Raw genomic sequence first — 24,108 nt, 5'->3', positions numbered from 1 at the left:
AATTTAAAAAAAGTTAATATTCTCATACCTACAAAAGAATGTATATAAGAATATTTAATATTAGGAGGAATTCAAAATGGCAGTTAACTTAAAAGGAAGAAGCTTTTTAACATTAAAAGACTTTACACCAGCAGAAATCAGATATTTATTAGATCTTTCTCATGATTTAAAGGCTAAAAAGAGAGCTGGAATATTAGGAGATAGCTTAAAAGGTAAAAATGTAGTTTTACTATTTGAAAAAACTTCAACTAGAACAAGATGTGCTTTTGAATGTGGAGCTGCTGAAGAAGGTGCTCATGTAACATTCTTAACTAACTCACAAATGGGTAAAAAAGAATCAATAGAAGATACTGCTAAGGTTCTTGGAAGAATGTATGATGGTATTGAATTTAGAGGATTCAAACAATCAACTGTTGAAGAATTAGCTAAACATGCAGGTGTTCCAGTATGGAATGGATTAACTGATGCTGACCATCCAACTCAAATATTAGCAGACTTCTTAACAATAGAAGAACATGCACATAAACCATTAAGTGAAATCAAATTAGTATTTACTGGTGATACAAGAAATAACATGAGTTATGCATTAATGTATGGTGCAGCTAAAATGGGAATGCACTTTGTAGCTCTTGGACCAGATAGCTTAAAACCAGATGAAGATATTCTTAAAGAAATGCAAGAATACTCAAAAGAAACTGGTGCAACTATAGAATTCTGTTCAAACGTTGATGAAGCAGTTAAGGATGCAGATGTTATCTACACTGATATTTGGGTATCAATGGGTGAAGATGAAAGTTTATATCCAGAAAGAGTTAAATTATTAACTCCATACAAAGTTACTAGAGAAATGATGAATAAAACAGGAAATAAAAATACTTTATTCATGCACTGCCTACCATCATTCCATGATGAAGATACAGAAGTATGTAAAGATATGATGGATAGATTAGGTCTTGATATAAGAGAAGTTGAAGATGAAGTATTTAGAAGTAAAAATTCAGTTGTATTTGATGAAGCTGAAAACAGAATGCATACAATCAAAGCAGTAATGGTAGCAACTGCTGGAAGATAATAAATTTTCTTAAGGGGCTGTATTTATAATATCATCTAAGGAATAATTAGCATTTAAATTATTTAATTTTAATAACTGAATTTTCCTTTCATTGTATTATAAATGCTGCCCTGTTTTTAATAATATGAAAGTGGGTGAAGTTATATGGCAGAGCAACATAATGAACCAAAAAAATTAGGATTTGCTCAATTAGCAGCCTTAATAGTTGGTTCTATGATTGGTGGCGGAGCTTTCAACCTTCCATCAGATATGGCAAGGGGAGCTGGTACTGGAGCGGTTATAATAGGATGGATTATAACAGGTATTGGTATGATAGCTTTAGCATTTGTTTATCAATCATTAGCTAACAGAAAGCCTGAATTAACAGGTGGTGTTTATAGTTATGCGAAAGCAGGGTTTGGAGAATACATAGGATTTAATTCAGCTTGGGGATATTGGTTAAGTGCATGGATAGGAAATGTATCTTATTCAGTACTTCTATTTGGAGCAGTAGGTTACTTCCTACCTATGTTTGGTGCAGGAAATAACGTAGCATCTATTATTGGTGCATCAGTATTACTTTGGGCATTTACATTACTAATATTAAATGGGGTAAGTGGAGCGGCACTTATAAATCTTATAACTACTATAGCTAAGTTAGTTCCAATATTCTTATTTATAGTTATCTCATTATTTATGTTTAATTTTGATAAATTTACTTTCCAATTTTGGGGTACAAGTGATTTAGGCGGAATTGTAACACAGGTAAAGAGTACTATGCTAGTAACATTATGGTGCTTCATAGGAATTGAGGGAGCTGTAGTTGTTTCAGGAAGAGCTAAGAAACAAAGTGATGTAGGTAAGGCAACAGTACTTGGTCTTATAGGAACATTAATAATATATATGTTAATAACATTAATGGCACTTGGAGTTATGGACAGAGTTAAACTTTCAGGTCTTGAAAACCCATCAATGGCATATGTTCTTGAATTTGCAGTTGGTAAATGGGGAGCAGTTCTTATAAATTTAGGTTTAATAATTTCATTATTTGGATCACTTCTTGGATGGGCATTACTTGCAGCAGAAATTCCTTATGTAGCAGCGAAGGATGGGGTATTACCTAAAGTCTTTGCTAAATTAAATAAAAAGGGAACACCAAGTGGTTCATTAATAATAACTAATTTATTAGTACAAGCGTTTTTAATATTAACTTTAGTAGCAAGCAGTACTTATCAAGCTTTATACTCTGTAGCTAGTACAGCTATATTGGTACCATATCTTTTAAGTGCTATGTATGGATTTAAGTTAGCATTAACAGGTGAAACTTACGATAAAAATCCTACAGGAAGAACTAGAGATAAAATTTTTGGCGGAATAGCAACCGTTTACGCTATATGGCTATGCTATGCAGCTGGACTTAAATATTTATTATTATGTTTCATATTATATGCAGTTGGAATTATATTCTTCTACATTGGTAAGAAACAAAATAATAAAGATGCAGAAGTATTTGTAGGAAAAGAAAAAGTATTAGCAATAATTGTTTTAGTTATAGCAATTATAGCAATAGTAATGTTATTTAACGGAACAATAACTATTTAGATATAAAAACAAGATGAAAACTTAAAGATTAAAGTTAGAAAGATGAAGGAGGAAAAGACGATGAAAATTGTTTTAGCATTAGGCGGAAACGCATTACAAAAGGATTCAAAGGATAAAAGCGCAGAAGGTCAATTAGAAACATGTAGACAAACAGCTATTTCAGTAGCTGATTTAATAGAAGATGGACATGAGGTATCAATAGTTCATGGAAATGGTCCTCAAGTTGGGCAAATATTAGCTAGTATTGAATTAGCTCATCAAGTTGATAATGGAAATCCATTATTCCCATTTGATGTAGTGGGTGCTTTTTCAGAAGGTTATATCGGTTATCACCTTCAAAACACAATTAGAGAGGAGCTATTAAAAAGAGGAATTGAAAAATCAGTAGATACAATTACAACTCAAGTAATCGTTGACAAAAATGATCCTGGTTTTAAAAATCCAACTAAACCAATAGGTTCTTTCTATACAAAAGAGGAAGCAGAAAAGTTAGAAAAAGATAAAGGATATACTATGAAAGAAGATGCTGGTAGGGGATACAGAAGAGTAGTAGCTTCACCAAAGCCAGTAGATATCGTAGAAAAAGAAGCTATAAAAACTATGGTAGATAGTGGCTTTATTGTAATAGCTTGCGGAGGCGGTGGAATCCCTGTAGTAGAGGATGGAGATAGATTAGAAGGAGTTCCAGCAGTTATAGATAAGGACTTTGCTGCTGAAAAATTAGCTGAAATATTAGATGCAGATGCATTATTAATCTTAACAGCAGTTGATAGAGTTTGTGTAAACTTCAACAAGCCAGATCAAAAGGCTTTAAAAGAAATCAATTTAGAAGAAGTAGATAGATATATAGAAGAAGGTCAATTTGCTCCAGGAAGTATGCTTCCAAAGGTTGAAGCTTGTAAGAAGTTTGTACTAAGCGGAGACAAAAAAGTAGCTATCATTGCATCTTTAACTAATGCTAAAGCTGCTTTAAGAGGAGAATCAGGAACAAAAATAGTTAAATAGAATTGCCCATATATATTAATTTCATTGTTTATATAGCATACATACAGGGTTAAAGGGTAGCAAAGGAGATATTATGAGTAATTTAGAGAAATCTTTAAGACAGAAAGTAATATTAGATATAATAGAGAGCAAATGTATCGGTAAACAAGAAGAATTAATAATTGAGTTAAAAGAATGCGGAATAAATGTAACTCAAGCTACTTTATCAAGAGATCTTCATGAAATGAATATAATTAGAAAAAGTTTTGAAAATCATGAGCATAGATATATAGTTACAAAGGAAGATAGTTTTATAAAAAAGTTTAAAAATATATTCAAGAGTTCTGTAATAAGTATATCTATGCAAGAATATTTCATATCAGTTAACACCTTAGATGGTATGGCTAGTTTGATTGGAGAGTTTATAGACAGGCTTAGTGATGGAAGAATAGCTGGAACAGTAGCAAAAAAAAATCATATTCTAGTTTTGTGTAGAAGTGTTAATGCTACACAACAGATATTCAAAGAGTTAGATTACTTAAGAGTGTAATTAAATGCAATTAACTCTATAAAGAGTTAATAATAAATATTAATAGCTTAAATGTTGCATTGTATAATTAATTATTATACAAAAAATTCATAGACTAAAATATTTTATATTTTTTACACTTTAACAGTGGTAATGAATACAAATATATTTTAGTTTATAAAAAGTCTTAAACAATTACCTAAAAAATACCTTTTTAATATTACGGTGAAGAGTGTAATTTACTGAGTTGCCAATAAAGTACATTGAATTACCGTAATATTTTTTTTGTGTGATTAACTGGAATAATAATACATTTAATTTGAGTTATTAATGTATTAAAAAAATAACTACAAAAATGAAAAATAATAGGATTATTTAGAAATGACATATAAAAAATTACAAATTTTATGTTATAATTAAAAAAGTTACTAAATTAATAACAAATGGTGAATGATTTTTAAATGTGTAAGGTTATTTTAAATTATGTATATAAGAAAACTTCAGCTTAAATAAGCAAAGTTTTATTTATATAAATATTATTTAAGATATAGGAGGCATTTAAACATGAAGAAAAACTTAAAAAGGGGAGAGCTAACAAAACTGAAGTTAGTTGAAAGATGGTCGGCTATTTTTACTTTAGCAGCATTTATTTCATTGAATAGCTCATTTAAAGTATTTGCAGCTGATAAAAAAGTAGAAAATAGTAATAATGGACAGATTACTAGAGAAATTAATGCTGATCAGATTTCTAAAACAGAATTAAATAATGAGGTAGCTACAGACAATAATAGACCCTTAGGACCTAGTATTGCTCCATCAAGAGCAAGAAACAACAAGATCTATACATTCGATGAACTTAACAGAATGAATTATAGTGATCTAGTTGAATTAATAAAAACAATAAGTTATGAAAACGTACCAGACTTATTTAATTTTAATGATGGTTCATATACTTTCTTTAGTAATAGAGATCGTGTACAAGCTATAATATATGGTCTAGAGGATAGTGGAAGAACTTATACAGCAGATGATGATAAGGGAATTCCAACTTTAGTTGAGTTTTTAAGAGCTGGATATTATTTAGGATTTTACAATAAACAATTATCATACCTAAATACACCACAGTTAAAAAATGAGTGTTTACCAGCTATGAAAGCGATTCAATATAATAGTAATTTTAGATTAGGAACAAAAGCTCAAGATGGAGTTATTGAGGCTTTAGGAAGACTTATAGGTAATGCTTCAGCAGATCCAGAAGTTATTAATAATTGCATATATGTTTTAAGTGATTTTAAAGATAATATAGATAAGTATGGTTCTAACTATAGCAAGGGAAATGCAGTATTCAACCTTATGAAAGGTATTGATTATTATACTAATTCAGTAATATACAATACTAAGGGATATGATGCTAAAAACACTGAGTTTTATAATAGAATAGATCCATATATGGAAAGATTAGAAAGTTTATGTACAATAGGTGATAAGTTAAATAATGATAATGCTTGGCTTGTAAATAATGCCTTATATTACACAGGTAGAATGGGTAAGTTTAGAGAAGACCCATCAATATCTCAAGAAGCTTTAGAAAGAGCTATGAAAGAGTATCCTTATTTATCATATCAATATATTGAAGCTGCCAATGATTTAGATTTAAATTTTGGTGGTAAAGATTCATCAGGAAATGATATAGATTTCAATAAGATAAAAGCAGATGCAAGGGAAAAATATCTTCCAAAAACATATACTTTTGATGATGGCAAATTTGTAGTAAAAGCTGGTGATAAAGTAACAGAAGAGAAGATAAAAAGATTATACTGGGCTTCAAAGGAAGTTAAGGCTCAATTCATGAGAGTAGTTCAAAATGATAAGGCTTTAGAAGAGGGAAATCCAGATGATATTTTAACTGTTGTTATTTATAACTCACCAGAAGAGTATAAGTTAAATCGTATAATAAATGGATTTAGTACTGATAATGGTGGTATATATATTGAAAACATAGGAACTTTCTTTACTTATGAAAGAACACCAGAGGAAAGTATATATACATTAGAAGAATTATTCCGTCATGAATTTACTCACTATCTTCAAGGTAGATATGTAGTTCCTGGAATGTGGGGACAAGGAGAATTCTATCAAGAGGGAGTTTTAACTTGGTATGAAGAAGGAACAGCAGAATTCTTTGCAGGTTCAACTAGAACTGATGGAATAAAACCAAGAAAATCAGTTACACAAGGGTTAGCTTACGATAGAAATAATAGAATGTCTTTATATGGTGTATTACATGCTAAATATGGCTCATGGGATTTCTATAATTATGGATTTGCTCTATCAAACTACATGTACAACAATAACATGGGAATGTTTAATAAGATGACAAATTACATAAAGAATAATGATGTATCTGGTTATAAAGATTATATTGCATCAATGAGTAGTGATTACGGTTTAAATGATAGATATCAAGACTATATGGATTCTTTATTAAACAATATTGATAACTTAGATGTTCCTTTAGTTTCAGATGAATATGTAAATGGACACGAAGCTAAGGATATAAATGAAATAACTAAGGATATAAAAGAAGTTTCAAATATAAAAGATCTTTCTAGTAATGTTGAAAAGTCTCAATTCTTTACTACTTACGATATGAGAGGAACATATGTAGGGGGAAGAAGTCAAGGGGAAGAAAATGACTGGAAAGATATGAATTCTAAGTTAAATGATATATTAAAAGAATTATCTAAAAAGAGCTGGAATGGGTATAAAACTGTTACTGCATACTTTGTAAATCATAAAGTAGATGAAAATGGTAACTATGTTTATGATGTTGTATTCCATGGAATGAACACAGATACAAATACTGATGTTCATGTTAATAAAGAGCCTAAGGCTGTTATAAAATCTGATTCTTCAGTAATAGTTGAAGAAGAAATAAGCTTTGATGGAACAGAGTCAAAGGATGAAGATGGTGAAATCAAAGCTTATGAATGGGACTTTGGAGATGGAGAAAAATCTAATGAGGCTAAAGCCACTCATAAGTATAATAAAACTGGAGAATATGAAGTAAAATTAACAGTTACAGATAATAACGGTGGAATAAATACTGAAAGTAAAAAGATAAAAGTAGTAGAAGATAAACCTGTTGAAGTTATAAATGAAAGCGAGCCTAACAATGATTTTGAAAAGGCTAACCAAATAGCTAAATCTAATATGTTAGTTAAGGGTACTTTATCAGAAGAGGATTATTCAGATAAATATTATTTTGACGTAGCTAAAAAAGGCAATGTTAAAATAACTCTTAATAATTTAAATTCAGTAGGAATAACTTGGACACTTTATAAAGAGGGAGACCTAAACAATTATGTTTTATATGCAACTGGAAATGATGGAACAGAATTAAAGGGTGAAAAGACTTTAGAACCTGGAAGATACTATTTAAGTGTATATACTTATGATAATCAATCAGGAGCTTATACAGTAAATGTAAAAGGAAACCTTAAAAATGAAGTTAAAGAAACAGAAAAGGATGCTATAAAAGAAGTTGAAAATAACAATGATTTTGATAAAGCTATGAAAGTAGATAGTAATAGCAAAATAGTTGGAACATTAAGCAATGATGATGTTAAGGATATTTATAGCATAGATGTACAAAATCCAAGTGACTTAAACATAGTGGTTGAAAACTTAGACAATATAAAGATGAACTGGTTATTATATTCAGCTGATGATTTAAGCAATTATGTGGATTATGCTAATACAGATGGAAATAAATTAAGTAACACTTGCAAGTTAAATCCAGGTAAATATTATTTATGTGTTTACCAATTTGAAAACTCTGGTACTGGAAATTACACAGTGAATTTACAAAGTAAATAACATAATAATTAAAATGGTATAAATAGAGGCTGTATCAAAACTAAAATATAGATTTCATAAATAATAGTTTTATAATTTCTATGTTTTAGAGTATTGATACAGCCTTGAATTTTATTTTAAAATATATTTTATGTATTTTTATGAAGATTGATTACTAGATTCTTCTAAAATAGAAGTACAATTAGGACATCTAGTAGCTTTTATGTCTATTTTAGTATAACAATAAGGACAATCCTTTTCTGTAGCTTCAGCTTGAGCATCTTCTTTTTTCATAGTAAAATCTTTTAGTTTGTTTATTTGTTTTATTACTATAAATATAGAAAATGCTATTATTAAAAAATTAATTAAGTTATTTAAAAATAGTCCGTAATTTATAGTGGCAGCACCAGCAGCTTGAGCTTCTTGTAATGAGTTAAATTGTTGTCCGCTTAAGTTTATGTATAAGTTAGAGAAGTCAACTTTACCAACTAATCTACCAACTATAGGCATTATGATATCATTTACTAGTGAAGTTACAATTTTTCCAAAGGCACCACCTATAACAACACCTATAGCTAAATCTACTACATTGCCTTTCATAGCGAATTCTTTAAATTCTTTCCACATTTTCTTTCCTCCTTTTTAATTTAATATAATATAAAGTATTTATTGATATTTATTAGATAAAATTAAAAAAATATTAAAATATTAAACAAAGTGTAACAGACGTTGATATAGAAAGTCAATTATTAATAATTTATGTTAACTTATTCTAAAAGAGTGATTATAGAAAGTATTAAATATAGATTTTATATTGTGTAATAATAAAAAATCTATGCATAAGAGATTTTATTTTAAGAGAGTTAATAGATTTTTAAAAATAAATTCAAAAAGGTATTGATTTTTAACATGAATTATATTAAAATTTAATAAAAATTGCTAGTTTTCAGATAGAATTACTAGGATATAAATGCATTGAAAAAGTAAAGTAGCATTTTGGAAAATCACAGAGAGGAAAATGATGGTGAGAGTTTTCTATTTAGAAGAAATGTGAAGTGCACTTTGGAGCAGAAATCCGAAATTTTTAGTAGGGTTCTCCGGGATCACCCGTTATAGTGATTAGGCATGTTAGTGCTAAATTTTGAGTGCAGGTATATCTTTTATATCTGAATTAGAGTGGAATCGCGAGTTACCTCGTCTCTATAGATTTTTATAGAGACGAGGTTTTTTTATTTTAAATTTGCTTTATATAGTTGTTTTAATGCAAATATATCCTAGTATATTATTTGAAAATTAATCAATTTAAAAAAATATAGTTTATTTAAATTTTAATTAGGGGGCTAATAAAATGAATTCAGTAAAATATTTTAATTCCATAGCTAAAGAATGGAATAAAATGAGAGTAGACTATTTTAAGGATGAATTAAGAGAAATGGCAATAAAGTCTGTGGATATTAGTAATAAAGTTATTGCTGATTTAGGAGCAGGTACAGGTTTTATAAGTCTTGGTATTGCAAAGAAAGCTAATTTAGTTTTTTCTTTGGATTCATCTAAGAACATGCTAAAAGAATTGTATAGTTCTGCCAAGGAAAATGAGATAAATAATATTTATCCCATAAAAGGAGAACTTGAGAATCTTCCACTCTTTGATGATTCCATAGATTTAATTTTTATGAATATGGCATTACACCATGTAGCTAATCCTGATAAGGCTATTAAGGAAATGAATAGAGTATTAAAGCCTAATGGCAAAGTGGTCATAACTGATGTGTTAGAACACAAGGGAGAGTGGGCTAGAGAGGAAATGTTTGATACTTGGTTAGGTTTTAACTATGATCAATTAATAAATTGGTTTGAAAAAGCGGGATTTAAAAATATAAGTATAAAAAATACAGGATTAGTTGCCCGTGGAGAATCATCCTTTGGGGAAGTGATAGAACCAGGTATTTTTATGGCAATAGCTAAAAAATAGTAGTATGTGAAAAAATTAATTTAAATATATTATTTAGAGCAATAAATAAAAGGAGATGTAGTTATGAAGAAGAATTCTTTATTAATACATGGGGGCATAAGTATAGATGAAAAAACTGGGGCAGTAAATATTCCAATATATCAAACATCCACATACAAGCAAAGATCTTTTGGGGAAAATAGTGGATATGAATATTCAAGAACAGGAAACCCAACTAGGGAATCATTAGAAAAGTTAATTGCAGATATAGAATATGGAAAAAGAGGATTTGCTTTTGCATCAGGCCTTGCAGCAATCACTGCAGTATTAAGTTTATTTAAAAGTGGAGATAAATTGTTAATTACTAATAATCTTTACGGTGGAACATTTAGAGTAATTGATAAGATATTCTCTAACTTTGGGATAGGATATGAAATAATTGATGACTTTACAAATATTGAAGAAAAAATTGATGAGAGTGTTAAAGCTATTTATATAGAAACGCCTACAAACCCTCTGTTAGATGTCATAGATATAAAAATAGCATCAGATAAAGCTAAAAAGTATAATTTATTAACAATAGTAGATAACACATTTATGACTCCATATTTTCAAAATCCATTAAATCTTGGGGCAGATATAGTTATTCATTCAGCAACTAAATATCTTGGGGGGCACAGTGATTTAGTTGCTGGGCTTGTAGTTGTGAAAGATGAAGAGCTTGGAGAGAAAATACACTTTATACAAAACTCTACTGGTGGAATACTTCAACCTTTTGATAGCTTCTTACTAATAAGAGGAATCAAAACTTTATCAGTAAGAATGGATAGACATGAATTAAATGCTAATTTTATAGCTGAAAAGTTAGGTGATTTAGAGGGAATAGATAATGTATATTATCCAGGACTTAAAACTCATATTGGACATGATATACAAAAGAAACAAGCTTCAGGCTTTGGTGGAATAATCTCTTTCACTCTAAATGAGAAATATAATTATGAGAAGTTCTTTAATAATTTAGAACTTATAACCTTTGGGGAAAGCTTAGGTGGAGTGGAGTCTTTGGCATGTCACCCAGCTTCTATGACTCATGCAGCTATGCCATTAGAACTTAGAGAACGTATAGGAATAACAGATAGGTTAATAAGAATTTCAGTTGGTATAGAAGATAAAGAGGATATTTTAGAAGATATACAAAAAGCTTTAGTAAAGGCTGGTGATAAAAATGAAATATTATAATGATATAAGAGATTTAATAGGAAATACTCCAATATTAAAATTAAATAATATAAGTACCAAAAAAGGAGTAAATATTTATGCCAAAATAGAAGGTACTAGTCCAGGGGGAAGTTGTAAAGATAGAGTTGGAATATATATGGTAGAAAAAGCTGAGAAAGAAGGCAAACTTAAACCTGGAAGCACTATTATAGAGGCTACTGCTGGAAATACAGGCATTGGCATAGCTTTGGCAGCTATTAATAAAGGTTATAAAATAATATTTATAGTTCCGGATAAATTTTCTATAGAGAAGCAAAAGATAATGAAAGCTTTAGGTGCTGAAATAATAAATACTCCTAAAGAAGAGGGGATGGAAGGTGCTATAAATTTAGCAAATTCATTATTAAGTGAGATTCCTAATTCATTATCATTAAATCAATTCAAAAATGAGGCAAATCCATTAGCTCATTACGAGACTACTGGTAGAGAATTATATGATGGATTAGATGGACAAATTGATTATTTTGTTGCTGGAGCAGGAAGCGGAGGAACAATTTCTGGTGTATTAAAATTCTTAAAAGAAAATATTTCAGAAGTAAAGGGAATATTAGCTGATCCAGTAGGTTCTATTATTGGTGGTGGACAATGTGGAACTTATAAAATAGAAGGAATAGGAAACAATTTTATTCCAGAAACTATGGATATGAGCTTAGTAGATGAGGTTATAAAAGTAAATGATGAGGAAGCTTTTGATGCAGTAAAATTATTAGCTAAAAAAGAAGGATTAATAGTTGGTTCATCTTCAGGAGCAGCATTTGCAGCAGCCTTAAAGTTAGCTGAGAAAATAGATAAGGGCAATATAGTAACAATATTTCCAGATAGAGGAGATAGGTATTTTAGTACAGATCTTTTTTAATAGATATTAAAGAAAATAGAATTTTAAATTGTTTAATAAAATAAGTAAAAATATAAACAGAATAGTTTGAAGGAGATGTGTTAAGTGGTTAAAGTTGAAAGTTTTGAATTAGATCATACAAAGGTTAAGGCCCCATATGTAAGAAAAGCAGGAATAAAGATTGGACCTAAAGGAGATATAGTTTCAAAGTTTGATTTGAGATTTGTACAACCTAATAAAGAACTTTTAAGTGATAAAGGAATGCATACATTAGAACATTTTTTAGCAGGCTTTATGAGAGAAAAATTAGATGATGTAATAGACATATCACCAATGGGATGCAAAACAGGTTTTTATTTAACTAGTTTTGGAGATATTGATGTTAAAGATATTATAGAAGCTTTAGAGTATTCACTATCTAAGGTTTTAGAGCAAGAAGAGATAACAGCAGCAAATGAATTACAATGTGGAAGTGCAAAGTTACATTCACTAGAGTTAGCTAAGAGTCATGCAAAACAGGTTTTAGAAAATGGAATAAGTGATAAATTTTATGTAGAGTAAACATAATATTTTTAAATTTAAAGGGCTATATTAAAACTACTAAATTGTTTTGATATAGCCTTTTAAAAATATTAGAATCTTCTATAAGTAAAAAAGATTAATTATTTAAGTAATTACTATTTATAATTTAAAGTTATTTATTATTATTTATGTTACATATAGTTTTTTATAATTAAGTTGAAATGTTTTAAGTTTTTTACTAAAGAAATAAAAGCTATTTTGCCCTTAAGATGATAAAAGAGTAAAAATGAAAATTTAAAATTAATTGATTATGTAATACAATAAATATGTGTTTTATTAGCAAGTAAAACATGTTACAAGGTAAGAAGCAACTTAAGAAGGTGATTAACATGTGGTTTAAGAAATTATATGTAGGTACTATAGATTTATTATCAGGTATTGTGGAAAAAGTAGCTAAATGTGATTTAGCATGTAAAATTTATAAAACAGTTTTTCAATTAGGAGTTTTTCCAAGACCAAAGAACTTCAGTGAAATAGCTAGGAACTTAATAGTAGAGAAAGATATAACTTATGAATCATCAATTTTAGAGGGGAATAAGTTAGATGTATATTATCCTAAGAATCTTAATAAAAAGGCACCAATATTAATGTGGATACATGGTGGGGGATATATAGCTAATAGTAAGGAGACTGTTAAGAATTATATGATGACCTTGGCTAATAAAGGCTTTGTTGTGTTTAATATAGATTATGCCTTAGCTCCCAAATATAAATATCCAAGTCAAATAGTTCAATGTAATGAAGCTTTAAAATATGTCTTTGAAAATGCAGAGAACTTTAATGGGGATAGAGAGAATATTTTTATTGGAGGAGATTCCGCTGGAGCTCAGATGGCTAGTCAATTAGCTGCAATTATAAGCAATGAGGAACTATCTAATAAAATGAATTTAAAACCAAGTATAACAAATAAGTTTTTAAGGGGAGTAATATTATTTTGTGGATTATATAATATGGATTCTCTAAGGGCAACTAAATTTCCAGGTATAAAAACTTATATGGAAGCATTAACTGGAGAGAGCAATTTTGAAAATTATGAAAGAATAGATGAATTAGCTACTATTAAATATATAACTCCTAATTATCCAAGTACCTTTATAACTGTGGGAGATATTGACCCCTTTGTAGATCAAGGAAAAGAGTTAGCATCTTCTTTAAGAGCTTTAGGAGTAAAGGTTGTTTCAAGATTTTTTGAAAATAAAGGACTTTGGCATGAATATCAATTTAAATTTTCAGTTAAAGAAGCTAGAGAAACCTTTAAAAGTGTAATTGAATTTTTAAATGATAATAGTAAAAGTATGAATTAAGTTTGCTTTTAATATAGATTTAACTTTAATTAGGATGGAGATAAAAAGGAGACTTACCTTAAAGCATGTTATGTGCTATAAGGTAAGCCTCTTTTTATTATATGAATACTAAAAGATAATTTTATTGAAAGTTATCTTTTATGTTTATTTAAGCATCATATGAGAAATAACTAATTTATATAGTAGCTTATGCTACTTGTTTATATTTAAGTATGATACATAAATTATATTTTAAAATCTTAAAGTTTATTTTTAAGTTTTGCACTATGTTATTAACTGCATGAAATAGCGTATAATCACAATAGAGCTTAGTATATTGGCTTTAGTTCCTAGTCTATTTATAAGAGTTATAGATCTATATATTAAACTATAGCTTAGTATCTTTAGTTTCCAGAACTTTCGTAAGATGAAACCCCTTTAAGCCATATTCTGTATGATACAATTATTGATAAAACACCTACTATTAAAGTTAGTATAACTCCCATGAAGAAGCTTTCCTTACCAAGGAGATATGTTCCAGGGTAGTATCCTGTAAAAGCAAAGGGAATTATAAAGGTTAATAAAAATTTTATAGCACCAGGGTAAATACTTATAGGATACTTAGAAAAATCACTTAATCCATAGGCCATTTGAACATGTCTAAAGCTTGTCTTAGTCCAAAAAGCTATGGAGGCTGTAGCAAGCTTAACTCCTGTATAGATTAAGGTTCCTCCCATAACAGCAATTATAAAGCCTATGATCCAAAGGGGAGTAATATTTACACTAAGCTTTATTGCAGAATAAACCACAAGAATAAAACCAACTACAAGTTCTCCAAAACCATCAGGTTGAAATCTTTCAGCTATTACTTGAAATAGTGGGTTTAAAGGTCTTAATAAATATCTATCAAACTCTCCACGAACTATGCTTCTACCAGAAAAAATCCATAAATAATCAGTAAATATGTGATCAATTCCCCTTGGAATTTGAGAAAATCCATATATAAAGATTATTTCGTAAAAACTCCATCCAGAAAGGGTGGGTACATTATTAAATATAAGAGAAATAAAAATTATAGAGGTAGCTTGAACTAGAAAAAATCCTAAAATACCATATATGAAATCCTCTTTATATTCAAGTAATGTCTTTAGGTATTGCTTCAAAAATTGCACATATATTCTAGCATATCTTTTCATAATTCTAACCTCCTTGAATAGTTAATTTATCAATTACTTTATTCCACATAATTTTAGATAATACCATAAGAATTACTACCCATATAAGTTGTAATCCAAGGGATTTAGCTATTTGAGCGTAACTTAATTTGTTAAGATAAATCATAGCTGGAGTATATATAATTGAACTAAAAGGTAAAAAGTTAAATAACTTTTGAACTATTTCAGGGAAGAATGTAAGGGGGATCATTGCCCCTGAAACAAGCATTATAATAGCTCTAGCAATTTGACTTATTCCCCATATGTTATAAAACTTAAAAGATAGTAGTCCAAAAATATAAGAGTAATAAATATTTATTAAACATCCTAAAATAATACTAATTAAAAATATTAATATTGAAGCTAAGTTAATATTTATTCCATTTAATATTGCGTAGGTGCTAATTAAAATTGCGCCAGGCAAAAATAGTGTTAAAAAGAAAAATATAAAGTTCCCTATGCCTATAAAGATTATTCTAAGTCTATAATTTATAGGTTTAATCAGATTTGTAGAAATTGATCCATCTCTAACCTCAAAGGATATCTCTTGGCTTATATCATTACTGGTAACGATTCCGATTAAAAGTGTAATCATAACATAAGTAAGCATTTCCTTTAGGGTAAATCCATTCATAATTCCTTCTTGAGAACTACTGTAAATAGCTATCCAAAGAAAGTAAGTAACACTTATCATAATTAATTGTCCTATTAGTCCCATAAGTAGATTGGCTTTATAAGATGAAAGAGCTTTAAAAGTACCCTTAGCAAAGGAACTATAAACTCGTATTGTTTTAAAGAAATCCATAGCTACACCTCATTTCTATAGATTTTCTTAATAATATCTTCAATGCTACTTTCTTTTAATAAGAAATCTAAAACATCAACTCTTTCAATAACCTTTGAAATAATTTTAGAAGATGTTATTTTGTTTTTATTAAAGGTTATAATAAGCTTTCCAGATTCAATATGTTCACTTAAATCATCACTAGAGAAGGTTTCAATAGGTATATTACTTTCAGATTTTAAAATTTCCTTAATGTTTAGTAAGGTTTTAAAATCTTTCTTACTTTGAATTTCTAAGGTTGTCATATAACCATATTTTTTCTTAATGTCATCTAAGCTTCCATCATATATCTTAGTACCTTTGTCTATGATTATTATTCTTTTACATAATTCCTCAATATCACTTAAATCGTGAGTAGTTAGTATGACAGTTGTTCCAAATTCTTTATTTATTTCTTTTATGGCTGTCCTTACTTTTTCTTTTACAACTACATCAAGTCCAATGGTAGGCTCGTCTAGATATAGTATTTTAGGATTATGTATCAAAGAGGCAGCTAAATCTCCTCTCATCCTTTGTCCAAGAGAAAGGGTTCTAACAGGCCTTGTCATGAATTCTTCTAAATCTAAAACCTTATTTAAAAATTTCATGTTTTTTTCATATACTTCATCTGGAATAGAGTAAATGTCTTTTAATATTGTAAAGGTCTCAGATAATGCTAAATCCCACCAAAGTTGAGTCCTTTGACCAAAAACAACACCAATATCTTTAGCATTTTGTTCTCTTTCCTTATAGGGAACTCGTCCATTTACTAACACCTGACCAGAGGATGGGGTTAGTATTCCTGTCATCATTTTAATGGTTGTGGATTTACCAGCACCATTAGAGCCTATATAACCTACGATTTCTCCACTTTTAATTTCAAAGGAAATATTTGATACTGCTGTTTTTGAATCAAAATCACTAGAAAAAAGCGATTTAAAGGCTCCTTTAAGTCCACTTTCTTTTTTACGAATCTTAAATTCCTTAGTTAAATTTTCAACTTTTATCAAAAAATCACCTCCTAAAAAGTTCTCAATAATTCCCCTTAGCATATTGATTAAAAGCAAAATTTTTTTCTTTTGAATACGATTAACCAATTATACTTATTATATTTTAGTTCTTTTTCAATAAAATTACAATTGAAATTTAAAGAGATTTAAATAGAAATACACTATGATTTAGATATTGTATTTTTAATTATATACCTGAGTAAATCGATAAGAATTATGGTATAATAAATAAAATAATAATATCTTAATAATTAGAAAATAATAATATTACATAAAAATAATAAATCAACATGAATAGGAGGATATAATAATGAAATTGGATAGAAAAGATATTATAGATATTTTTAATTTTAGATTTGCTACAAAGGAATTTACAGGAGAAATAATACCTAAAGAGGATATGGAGATGATTGCAGAAACAGCTAGATTATCTCCAAGTTCATTTGGATTAGAGCCTTGGAAGTTTCTTATTGTAGAAAATAAAGAATTAATTAAAGAAATTTCAGAAGTATCTTGGGGATTTCAAAGACAAGCTTCAACAACAAGTCATATTGTAATTGCTTTAACAAAGGCAGGAAGTGAAGTTAAATATGATTCAGATTATATTAGGAATCTTTGGATTAATACAAAAGGTGTTTCAGAAGAATTTTTTGAAGGAATAAAAGATGTATTAAAAAACTTCCAAGTTGGAAAGTTAGAAGCTGATGAAACAAATGAAAAATTACTTGAGTGGTCAAAAAGACAAACTTATATAGCATTAGGAAATATGATGACAGCAGCTGCTATGAGAGAAATAGATTCATGTGCTATTGAGGGATTTGATAAAGAAAAGGTGGAAGAAATATTAGTTAAAAAAGGGCTTTTAGATAAAGAAAAATATGAATTAACATATTTAATAGCCTTTGGATATAGAAAAGAAGAACCTAACAGAAAGAAATCAAGACTTCCAAAAAGTGAAGTAATTCAATGGGTAGAATAAAGTATATAATTTTCTAAATTAAAATGAGCTGTATCAATATATATTAATAAAAAAATTTTGATACATGCTCTTTTTTTATGAAATAAATTTTCAAAAATAAAAATTATAGGAATAAAAGTGAAAAAAATATGAATAAAAATGGCTTAAAACATAGGTTGTAGGCATATTTGGAAAAACTAAGAACCATAAAATAGAAAAATATTTTCAAAAAGTATTGAAATTTTGTGGGAAAAGGATTACAATAAAAACATAAAGAAAATAATTTTCAGAAAAAGGTGATAAAATGTTAGACGTGGTAAAAGGAAATTTAATAGTTTCTTGCCAAGCTTTATCAGATGAACCTTTGCATAGTTCTTTTATTATGGGAAGGATGGCTATAGCAGCTAAGCAAGGTGGAGCAGCGGCTATAAGAGCACAAGGCGTTAATGATATTAATGAAATAAAAGAAGTTACTAAGCTTCCTGTCATTGGAATAATAAAAAGAAATTACGATGATTCAGAAATTTATATAACTCCAACTATGAAGGAAGTGGACGAGCTTTTAAAAACAGATTGTGAGATGATAGCATTAGATGCTACAAAAAGAAAAAGACCTAATGGTGAAAATGTAAAGGATTTAGTTGATGCTATTCACGCAAAAGGAAGATTAGCAATGGCTGATATATCAACTTTAGAAGAGGGTATTGAAGCAGAAAAATTAGGATTTGATTGTGTATCCACAACACTTTCAGGATATACACCATATTCTAAGCAAAGTAACAGTGTTGACTTTGAACTTTTAGAAGAGTTAGTAAAAACGGTAAAAATTCCAGTTATTTGTGAGGGAAGAATAAACACTCCAGAAGAACTAAAGAAAGCACTTGATTTAGGTGCATATTCAGCAGTGGTTGGAGGGGCCATAACAAGACCACAACAAATAACTAAGAGATTTACTGATATTTTAAAATAAATCAAATATTTAAAGGATTTTGGGAGGAGAAAAACAATGAAAGGTATTTATTCAGCATTATTAGTTTCATTTGACAAGGATGGAAACATCAATGAGAAAGGATTAAGAGAAATAATCAGACACAATATTGATGTATGTAAAATAGACGGGCTTTATGTAGGAGGAAGTACTGGAGAAAACTTCATGCTTTCAACTGATGAAAAGAAAAGAATATTTGAAATTGCTATGGACGAAGCAAAAGGACAAGTTAAATTAATAGCTCAAGTAGGATCAGTTAATTTAAAAGAAGCTGTAGAGTTAGCTAAATTTACTACAGATTTAGGATATGATGCAATCTCAGCAGTTACACCATTCTACTATAAATTCGATTTTAATGAAATAAAACATTACTATGAAACAATAATAAATTCTGTTGACAATAAACTTATAATTTACTCAATTCCTTTCTTAACAGGAGTAAATATGTCAATAGAGCAATTTGCTGAACTTTTTGAAAACGATAAGATTATCGGTGTTAAATTCACAGCGGCAGACTTCTACTTATTAGAACGTATGAGAAAAGCATTCCCAGATAAATTAATATTTGCTGGATTCGATGAAATGATGTTACCAGCTACAGTACTTGGTGTTGATGGAGCTATAGGATCAACATTCAACGTAAACGGTGTTAGAGCAAGACAAATCTTTGAAGCTGCTCAAAAAGGTGACATTGAAACTGCTTTAGAAGTTCAACATGTAACTAATGATTTAATAACTGATATCTTAAATAATGGTCTTTACCAAACAATAAAATTAATTCTTCAAGAGCAAGGTGTTGATGCAGGATATTGTAGACAACCTATGAAAGAAGCTACTGAAGAAATGATTGCAAAAGCTAAGGAAATTAATAAAAAATATTTCTAAGAATTAAAAGTTTTAAAGTATAGTGAGTTTTTAAGAGAAATGTAATAGTAGGCTAACTTAAAAAGTTAGCCTACATAAAAAATTAAAGAGGGGAGAATTGGTATGCAAGGGTTTACGAAGTTTGATTTAGTTGTACTAGTTGTTTACTTAGGAGCTGTTCTTTACGCAGGGTTAAAGTTCTCTAAGAAGGAAATGAAAGGTAAAGAGTTCTTCAGAGGTGACGGAACTATACCTTGGTGGGTTACTTCAGTTTCTATATTTGCAACTTTATTAAGTCCAATTTCATTCTTATCACTAGCTGGTAACTCTTATAAGGGAACTTGGATAATGTGGTTTGCTCAACTTGGTATGTTTGTAGCAGTACCTCTTACAATAAGATATTTCTTACCAGTTTATAGTAGACTAGATATAGATACAGCTTACGAATATCTAGAAATAAGATATAAAGATAAAGGGCTTAGAATTCTTGGAGCTATAATGTTCATTATTTATCAAATAGGACGTATGGCAATCATAATGTATTTACCATCAATGGTATTAGCAAATCTTACAGGAATAAATGTTTATTTACTTATAGTAGCAATGGGCGTAATAGCAATAATTTACTCATACACAGGTGGATTAAAGTCAGTTTTATGGACAGACTTCATTCAAGGTTGTGTACTTATAGCAGGTATCGTTTTTTCATTAATATTCTTAATTTCAACAATCAATGGTGGATTTGGAGCTATTATGAGCGAATTAACTGAAGGAGGAAAATTCCTATCTTCACAAGAGCCAATATTCAATGCAAATATATTTAAAACAAGTGTATTCCTATTAATAGTTGGAGGAGGATTAAATACTTTCTCATCATATATCTCAAGTCAGGATATAGTGCAAAGGTTTACTACTACTACAGATATAAAACAATTAAAGAAAATGACTTATGGTAACTTAGTATTATCATTATTTGTAGCAACTGTATTCTATTTAATAGGAACAGCTTTATATGTTTTCTATAATCAAAATCCACAGTTATTACAAACTGCTCAACAAGACCAAATTTTTGCATCATATATAGCATTCCAATTACCAGTTGGTATAACAGGTATAGTTTTAGCAGCTATATATGCAGCAGCTCAATCAACACTTTCAACTGGATTAAACTCAGTTGCAACAAGCTGGACTTTAGATATCCAAAACTTTATAACAAAAGATATGTCAATGGAAAAGCAAACAAAAGTTGCTCAATATATATCATTAGGTGTTGGTATAGCTTCAATAATTATGGCAGTAATCCTTGCAAATGGTGGAGTAAACTCAGCTTACGAATGGTTTAACGGATTTATGGGACTTGTTCTTGGAGTTTTAGCAGGAATCTTCGTACTAGGAATATTCTTCAAAAAAGCTACAAAAGCAGGTGCATATGCTGGATTTATAGCATCAGCAATAGCTGTTGTAGTATGTAAATATGGCGGATTCGATGTAAGTATCTGGTCATACTCAATCATATCAATAGGTGTTTCAGTTATAGTTGGAATGATAGTTTCACTAATGACTCAATCTCAATTAGTTGATAAGAAGACTTTAAATGAAGCAACAGTTTACTACAATGAAAGTGAAATAGCTAATAGTTAATATAAATAAAAAATAATGTTTAATTAGAGTAAGTGTTGATTTTTAGATAGATTTAAAATTATCTGAAGATCAGCACTACTTTAAAATTGAATGTTTTAGAGGTGAATGAAATGATATTCGGCAATTTAATAAACTTAGAAAGTTATGATTATCTACCAAAACTTGTTAAGGAAGCTTTACTACATGCAAAAAATAATAATGTAATAGAGTTTGAACCAGGTACTCATGAAATAAAAGGCGAAGAGTTGTTCTTTAATAGAGTTAATTACACTACAAAAAATAAGGAAGATCGTTTTTGGGAAGGTCATAAGAAATATATAGATGTTCATGTAGTTTTTAGTGGAAGAGAAAGAATAGATCTTAACTTTAAAGAAAATTTAGAGTTTAAAGAGTTCGTTGAAAAAGATGATTTCTTATCTTTTGATGGTAAAGAAAATTCTACAGTTGTTTTAGAAGAGGGAGATTTCCTTATCTGTTATCCAGAAGATATACACATGACTTGTTTAAAGGCTGATAATGAGCCTTCAGATGTAAAGAAAGCTATTTATAAAGTAATTTTATAGTATTTTATTTTATGAGGTTGTATCAAAGCTTAAAGTAATAAACCGAGGAGTTAGAATTATTTAGGTTTGTAATTTTTATTTTAAGTTATTTTTGATGCAACCTTTATTGTTTATAATAGACTTAGAGAATAATAATTTTATTAGAGGTGATATGTATGGGTTTATTTGCAGTTATAGATATAGGTGGAACTAGTATAAAATACGGAGTTATAAATGAAGATGGAACATTATTAGAGACTAATGATAGAGACACTGAAGCATATAAAGGTGGACTTAGTATAATAGATAAAGTTAAAGATATAATTCATGAGCTTAAGATTAATAATGACATAAGTGGAATAGGGGTATCAACAGCAGGGATGGTATGTCCTAAGGAAGGTAAAATTGTTTATGCTGGTCCAACAATACCTAATTATACTGGTGTTGAAGTTAAGAAAATATTAGAAGAAGAATTTAATTTACCTTGTTTTGTGGAAAATGACGTAAACTGTGCAGCCTTAGGAGAATTCTTTGGGGGGGCTGGTAAAGGCACTCATTCAATGGCTTGTTTAACAATAGGAACAGGTATTGGAGGAGCTTTAATCATAAATGGAAAAGTACTACATGGTTTTAGTAATTCGGCTGGAGAAATTGGATATATGATGGTTAATGGAGAGCATATTCAAGATATTGCATCAGCAAGTGCTTTAGTTAGAAATGTAGCACTTAGAAAAGGTGTTGAACCTAGTGGTATAGATGGAAGATATATATTAGATAACTATGAAAATGGTGATTTAATATGCAAGGAGGAAGTTGAAAAATTAGCTGATAATCTAGCTTTAGGAATTTCAAATATTGTTTATTTAATAAATCCTGAAGTGGTAGTTTTAGGTGGGGGAATAATGGCTAGAGAAGAGGTGTTTAGACCTTTAATAGAAAATAGCTTAAGAAAATACTTAATAGAGTCAGTTTATAATAATACTAAAATAGCCTTTGCAAAGCTTAAAAATACTGCTGGAATGAAGGGCGCTTATTATAACTTTAAAGAGAATTTTAATAAGTAGTTATCTTTTGTAATCTTACTTAAAATCATAGATAATAATATAATTTATATAAATTATGGAGCTTATATGACAAGAATGATATACTTAAAATATTATATTTGACTTAGTTTTAGAGTGTTTTAAATTATTTATAAGTATTTAATATAACCATAGAATTGAGTCAAAATATTAAAACAGTAAGAGGTACTTTATGGGAATATTAGAACAATTAGAAAATTCAAAATTTAAAGCAACTAAGTCAGAAAAGACATTAATTGAATATATAAAGTCAGATTTAGACAATATTATATACAAATCAATATCTATAATAGCTAAGGAATCAGGAGTAGGAGAAGCTACCATAACAAGGTTTACTAAGAAGTTAGGCTTTAATGGCTTCCAAGACTTTAAGGTTACTTTGGCAAAGGAGATTTCAAATAAAAAAAATACAAGTATTATAAATTTGCATGTTCATAGGGATGAAAGTGTAACAGAAACTGCAAATAAGATGTTAAAATCATCTATTAATATATTAGAGCAAACAGTTAAGCAGATTGATTTAGATTTAATGTGCAAATGCAGAGATTTAATAATGAATGCTAAGAGAGTTTATTTCATAGGTATAGGTTATTCAGGAATAGCTGCTACAGATATAAACTATAAATTTATGAGAATTGGATTTACAACAGTACCAGTAACTGATAGCCATACAATGGTTATTATGTCATCTATAACAAATGATGATGATGTAATAGTTGCTATTTCAAACTCAGGTACTACTAAAGAAGTAATAAAAACTGTAAAACAAGCTAAAGAAAATGGTACAAAGATAATAACTTTAACAGAAGATAGTGATAATCCATTAAGAATGTTATCTGATTATGAATTGACATATACATCAGCTGAAACAATTTTTGAAACAGGATCAATATCATCAAAAATACCACAAATATTTTTATTAGATTTATTATATACAGAAGTGATTAAAGAAATGTTTAGTGAGGCTGTTGAAAAGAAAATAAAAACTACCAGTGCAATTCTTAATGATTAAAATTGTATCTTATTAAAGAAT

General features: G+C 28.9%; 21 protein-coding genes and 1 other annotated feature. Of the genes, 17 read left to right on the top strand and 4 right to left on the bottom strand.

The features are described from left to right. Nucleotides 1-76 precede the first annotated feature (76 nt). The 5 genes from argF (at nucleotide 77) to colA (ending at nucleotide 8,045) form a co-directional block, all read left to right on the top strand. Entirely contained in the window at nucleotides 77-1,072 is a 996-nt protein-coding gene (gene argF, locus QP548_RS13815) for an ornithine carbamoyltransferase (RefSeq protein ID WP_061426141.1), read from the top strand. 144 nt (nucleotides 1,073-1,216) lie between these two features. Then, complete coding sequence (arcD, locus tag QP548_RS13810; protein ID WP_061426142.1) at nucleotides 1,217-2,653, top strand: arginine-ornithine antiporter; 1,437 nt, start codon at nucleotides 1,217-1,219, stop codon at nucleotides 2,651-2,653. Nucleotides 2,654-2,713: 60 nt separating this feature from the next. Beyond that, the gene (gene arcC, locus QP548_RS13805; protein ID WP_061426143.1) at nucleotides 2,714-3,658 is read left to right on the top strand and encodes a carbamate kinase; all 945 of its coding nucleotides are present in this window, start codon (nucleotides 2,714-2,716) and stop codon (nucleotides 3,656-3,658) included. A 73-nt stretch (nucleotides 3,659-3,731) separates the two neighbouring features. Further along, a complete protein-coding gene (locus QP548_RS13800) occupies nucleotides 3,732-4,187 on the top strand; it encodes an arginine repressor (protein WP_061426144.1) in 456 nt (151 codons plus the stop codon). A 543-nt stretch (nucleotides 4,188-4,730) separates the two neighbouring features. Next, entirely contained in the window at nucleotides 4,731-8,045 is a 3,315-nt protein-coding gene (gene colA / locus QP548_RS13795; protein WP_061426145.1) for a collagenase ColA, read from the top strand. A gap of 138 nt (nucleotides 8,046-8,183) precedes the next feature. Here colA and mscL read toward each other — a convergent pair whose 3' ends face one another. Then, nucleotides 8,184-8,651 carry a large conductance mechanosensitive channel protein MscL gene (gene mscL / locus QP548_RS13790; RefSeq protein WP_061426146.1) on the bottom strand — a complete coding sequence of 156 codons (468 nt, stop codon included), beginning with the start codon at nucleotides 8,649-8,651 and terminating at the stop codon, nucleotides 8,184-8,186. 339 nt (nucleotides 8,652-8,990) lie between these two features. Beyond that, nucleotides 8,991-9,229 (top strand) — a binding site (T-box leader). Between the two features lie 143 nt (nucleotides 9,230-9,372). On the opposite strand from mscL, the gene QP548_RS13785 reads away from it, so the two are divergent. From QP548_RS13785 to QP548_RS13765, 5 genes are all read left to right on the top strand, one after another. Beyond that, nucleotides 9,373-9,996: a class I SAM-dependent methyltransferase gene (locus QP548_RS13785; protein WP_003467732.1), complete on the top strand. Its 624-nt coding sequence runs from the start codon at nucleotides 9,373-9,375 to the stop codon at nucleotides 9,994-9,996. A gap of 63 nt (nucleotides 9,997-10,059) precedes the next feature. After that, complete coding sequence (locus QP548_RS13780; protein WP_061426147.1) at nucleotides 10,060-11,214, top strand: trans-sulfuration enzyme family protein; 1,155 nt, start codon at nucleotides 10,060-10,062, stop codon at nucleotides 11,212-11,214. Beyond that, nucleotides 11,201-12,109, top strand: a complete 909-nt coding sequence (gene cysK, locus QP548_RS13775) for a cysteine synthase A (RefSeq protein WP_061426148.1) — start codon at nucleotides 11,201-11,203, stop codon at nucleotides 12,107-12,109. Before QP548_RS13780 ends, cysK begins: the two co-directional genes overlap by 14 nt. 84 nt (nucleotides 12,110-12,193) lie before the next feature. Next, nucleotides 12,194-12,649 (top strand): S-ribosylhomocysteine lyase, encoded by a 456-nt coding sequence (locus QP548_RS13770; protein WP_061426149.1) that lies wholly within the window; start codon nucleotides 12,194-12,196, stop codon nucleotides 12,647-12,649. 350 nt (nucleotides 12,650-12,999) lie between these two features. Further along, the gene (locus tag QP548_RS13765; RefSeq protein ID WP_061426150.1) at nucleotides 13,000-13,974 is read left to right on the top strand and encodes an alpha/beta hydrolase; all 975 of its coding nucleotides are present in this window, start codon (nucleotides 13,000-13,002) and stop codon (nucleotides 13,972-13,974) included. A 383-nt stretch (nucleotides 13,975-14,357) separates the two neighbouring features. On the opposite strand, the gene QP548_RS13760 is transcribed toward QP548_RS13765, so the two are convergent. Genes QP548_RS13760 through QP548_RS13750 form a run of 3 tightly spaced genes read right to left on the bottom strand, consistent with a single transcriptional unit; the run spans nucleotide 14,358 to nucleotide 17,042 of the window. Further along, entirely contained in the window at nucleotides 14,358-15,149 is a 792-nt protein-coding gene (locus QP548_RS13760) for an ABC transporter permease (protein WP_061426151.1), read from the bottom strand. 4 nt (nucleotides 15,150-15,153) lie between these two features. Continuing rightward, nucleotides 15,154-15,972 carry an ABC transporter permease gene (locus QP548_RS13755; protein WP_003467648.1) on the bottom strand — a complete coding sequence of 273 codons (819 nt, stop codon included), beginning with the start codon at nucleotides 15,970-15,972 and terminating at the stop codon, nucleotides 15,154-15,156. A 2-nt stretch (nucleotides 15,973-15,974) separates the two neighbouring features. Beyond that, the gene (locus QP548_RS13750; protein WP_320410245.1) at nucleotides 15,975-17,042 is read right to left on the bottom strand and encodes an ATP-binding cassette domain-containing protein; all 1,068 of its coding nucleotides are present in this window, start codon (nucleotides 17,040-17,042) and stop codon (nucleotides 15,975-15,977) included. Between the two features lie 268 nt (nucleotides 17,043-17,310). Between QP548_RS13750 and QP548_RS13745 the strand changes: the two genes are divergently transcribed. From QP548_RS13745 to QP548_RS13715, 7 genes are all read left to right on the top strand, one after another. Next, nucleotides 17,311-17,979: an NAD(P)H-dependent oxidoreductase gene (locus QP548_RS13745; protein WP_003474207.1), complete on the top strand. Its 669-nt coding sequence runs from the start codon at nucleotides 17,311-17,313 to the stop codon at nucleotides 17,977-17,979. A gap of 283 nt (nucleotides 17,980-18,262) precedes the next feature. Continuing rightward, the gene (locus tag QP548_RS13740; RefSeq protein WP_061426153.1) at nucleotides 18,263-18,928 is read left to right on the top strand and encodes an N-acetylmannosamine-6-phosphate 2-epimerase; all 666 of its coding nucleotides are present in this window, start codon (nucleotides 18,263-18,265) and stop codon (nucleotides 18,926-18,928) included. Between the two features lie 36 nt (nucleotides 18,929-18,964). Beyond that, nucleotides 18,965-19,831 carry an N-acetylneuraminate lyase gene (locus QP548_RS13735; protein WP_003457546.1) on the top strand — a complete coding sequence of 289 codons (867 nt, stop codon included), beginning with the start codon at nucleotides 18,965-18,967 and terminating at the stop codon, nucleotides 19,829-19,831. Between the two features lie 102 nt (nucleotides 19,832-19,933). Beyond that, the gene (locus QP548_RS13730) at nucleotides 19,934-21,451 is read left to right on the top strand and encodes a sodium:solute symporter (RefSeq protein WP_003452654.1); all 1,518 of its coding nucleotides are present in this window, start codon (nucleotides 19,934-19,936) and stop codon (nucleotides 21,449-21,451) included. 110 nt (nucleotides 21,452-21,561) lie between these two features. Continuing rightward, complete coding sequence (locus QP548_RS13725) at nucleotides 21,562-22,014, top strand: YhcH/YjgK/YiaL family protein (protein WP_003457506.1); 453 nt, start codon at nucleotides 21,562-21,564, stop codon at nucleotides 22,012-22,014. A 155-nt stretch (nucleotides 22,015-22,169) separates the two neighbouring features. Further along, nucleotides 22,170-23,057, top strand: a complete 888-nt coding sequence (locus QP548_RS13720) for an ROK family protein (RefSeq protein WP_061426154.1) — start codon at nucleotides 22,170-22,172, stop codon at nucleotides 23,055-23,057. A 190-nt stretch (nucleotides 23,058-23,247) separates the two neighbouring features. After that, nucleotides 23,248-24,087: a MurR/RpiR family transcriptional regulator gene (locus QP548_RS13715; protein WP_061426155.1), complete on the top strand. Its 840-nt coding sequence runs from the start codon at nucleotides 23,248-23,250 to the stop codon at nucleotides 24,085-24,087. Nucleotides 24,088-24,108: the final 21 nt, after the last annotated feature.

It is taken from the genome of Clostridium sp. UMB9555A (genome assembly GCF_030222355.1).
Taxonomy (GTDB): domain Bacteria; phylum Bacillota; class Clostridia; order Clostridiales; family Clostridiaceae; genus Sarcina; species Sarcina perfringens.
This window is presented reverse-complemented; position numbering and strand designations above follow the sequence as displayed.

Bases quoted from the DNA above. Each gene is read 5' to 3' on its own strand.
- argF (WP_061426141.1), top strand. From the start codon at position 77: ATGGCAGTTAACTTAAAAGGAAGAAGCTTTTTAACATTAAAAGACTTT.
- arcD (WP_061426142.1), top strand. From the start codon at position 1,217: ATGGCAGAGCAACATAATGAACCAAAAAAATTAGGATTTGCTCAATTA.
- arcC (WP_061426143.1), top strand. From the start codon at position 2,714: ATGAAAATTGTTTTAGCATTAGGCGGAAACGCATTACAAAAGGATTCA.
- QP548_RS13800 (WP_061426144.1), top strand. From the start codon at position 3,732: ATGAGTAATTTAGAGAAATCTTTAAGACAGAAAGTAATATTAGATATA.
- colA (WP_061426145.1), top strand. From the start codon at position 4,731: ATGAAGAAAAACTTAAAAAGGGGAGAGCTAACAAAACTGAAGTTAGTT.
- mscL (WP_061426146.1), bottom strand. From the start codon at position 8,651: ATGTGGAAAGAATTTAAAGAATTCGCTATGAAAGGCAATGTAGTAGAT.
- QP548_RS13785 (WP_003467732.1), top strand. From the start codon at position 9,373: ATGAATTCAGTAAAATATTTTAATTCCATAGCTAAAGAATGGAATAAA.
- QP548_RS13780 (WP_061426147.1), top strand. From the start codon at position 10,060: ATGAAGAAGAATTCTTTATTAATACATGGGGGCATAAGTATAGATGAA.
- cysK (WP_061426148.1), top strand. From the start codon at position 11,201: ATGAAATATTATAATGATATAAGAGATTTAATAGGAAATACTCCAATA.
- QP548_RS13765 (WP_061426150.1), top strand. From the start codon at position 13,000: ATGTGGTTTAAGAAATTATATGTAGGTACTATAGATTTATTATCAGGT.
- QP548_RS13760 (WP_061426151.1), bottom strand. From the start codon at position 15,149: ATGAAAAGATATGCTAGAATATATGTGCAATTTTTGAAGCAATACCTA.
- QP548_RS13755 (WP_003467648.1), bottom strand. From the start codon at position 15,972: ATGGATTTCTTTAAAACAATACGAGTTTATAGTTCCTTTGCTAAGGGT.
- QP548_RS13750 (WP_320410245.1), bottom strand. From the start codon at position 17,042: ATGCTAAGGGGAATTATTGAGAACTTTTTAGGAGGTGATTTTTTGATA.
- QP548_RS13745 (WP_003474207.1), top strand. From the start codon at position 17,311: ATGAAATTGGATAGAAAAGATATTATAGATATTTTTAATTTTAGATTT.
- QP548_RS13740 (WP_061426153.1), top strand. From the start codon at position 18,263: ATGTTAGACGTGGTAAAAGGAAATTTAATAGTTTCTTGCCAAGCTTTA.
- QP548_RS13735 (WP_003457546.1), top strand. From the start codon at position 18,965: ATGAAAGGTATTTATTCAGCATTATTAGTTTCATTTGACAAGGATGGA.
- QP548_RS13730 (WP_003452654.1), top strand. From the start codon at position 19,934: ATGCAAGGGTTTACGAAGTTTGATTTAGTTGTACTAGTTGTTTACTTA.
- QP548_RS13725 (WP_003457506.1), top strand. From the start codon at position 21,562: ATGATATTCGGCAATTTAATAAACTTAGAAAGTTATGATTATCTACCA.
- QP548_RS13720 (WP_061426154.1), top strand. From the start codon at position 22,170: ATGGGTTTATTTGCAGTTATAGATATAGGTGGAACTAGTATAAAATAC.
- QP548_RS13715 (WP_061426155.1), top strand. From the start codon at position 23,248: ATGGGAATATTAGAACAATTAGAAAATTCAAAATTTAAAGCAACTAAG.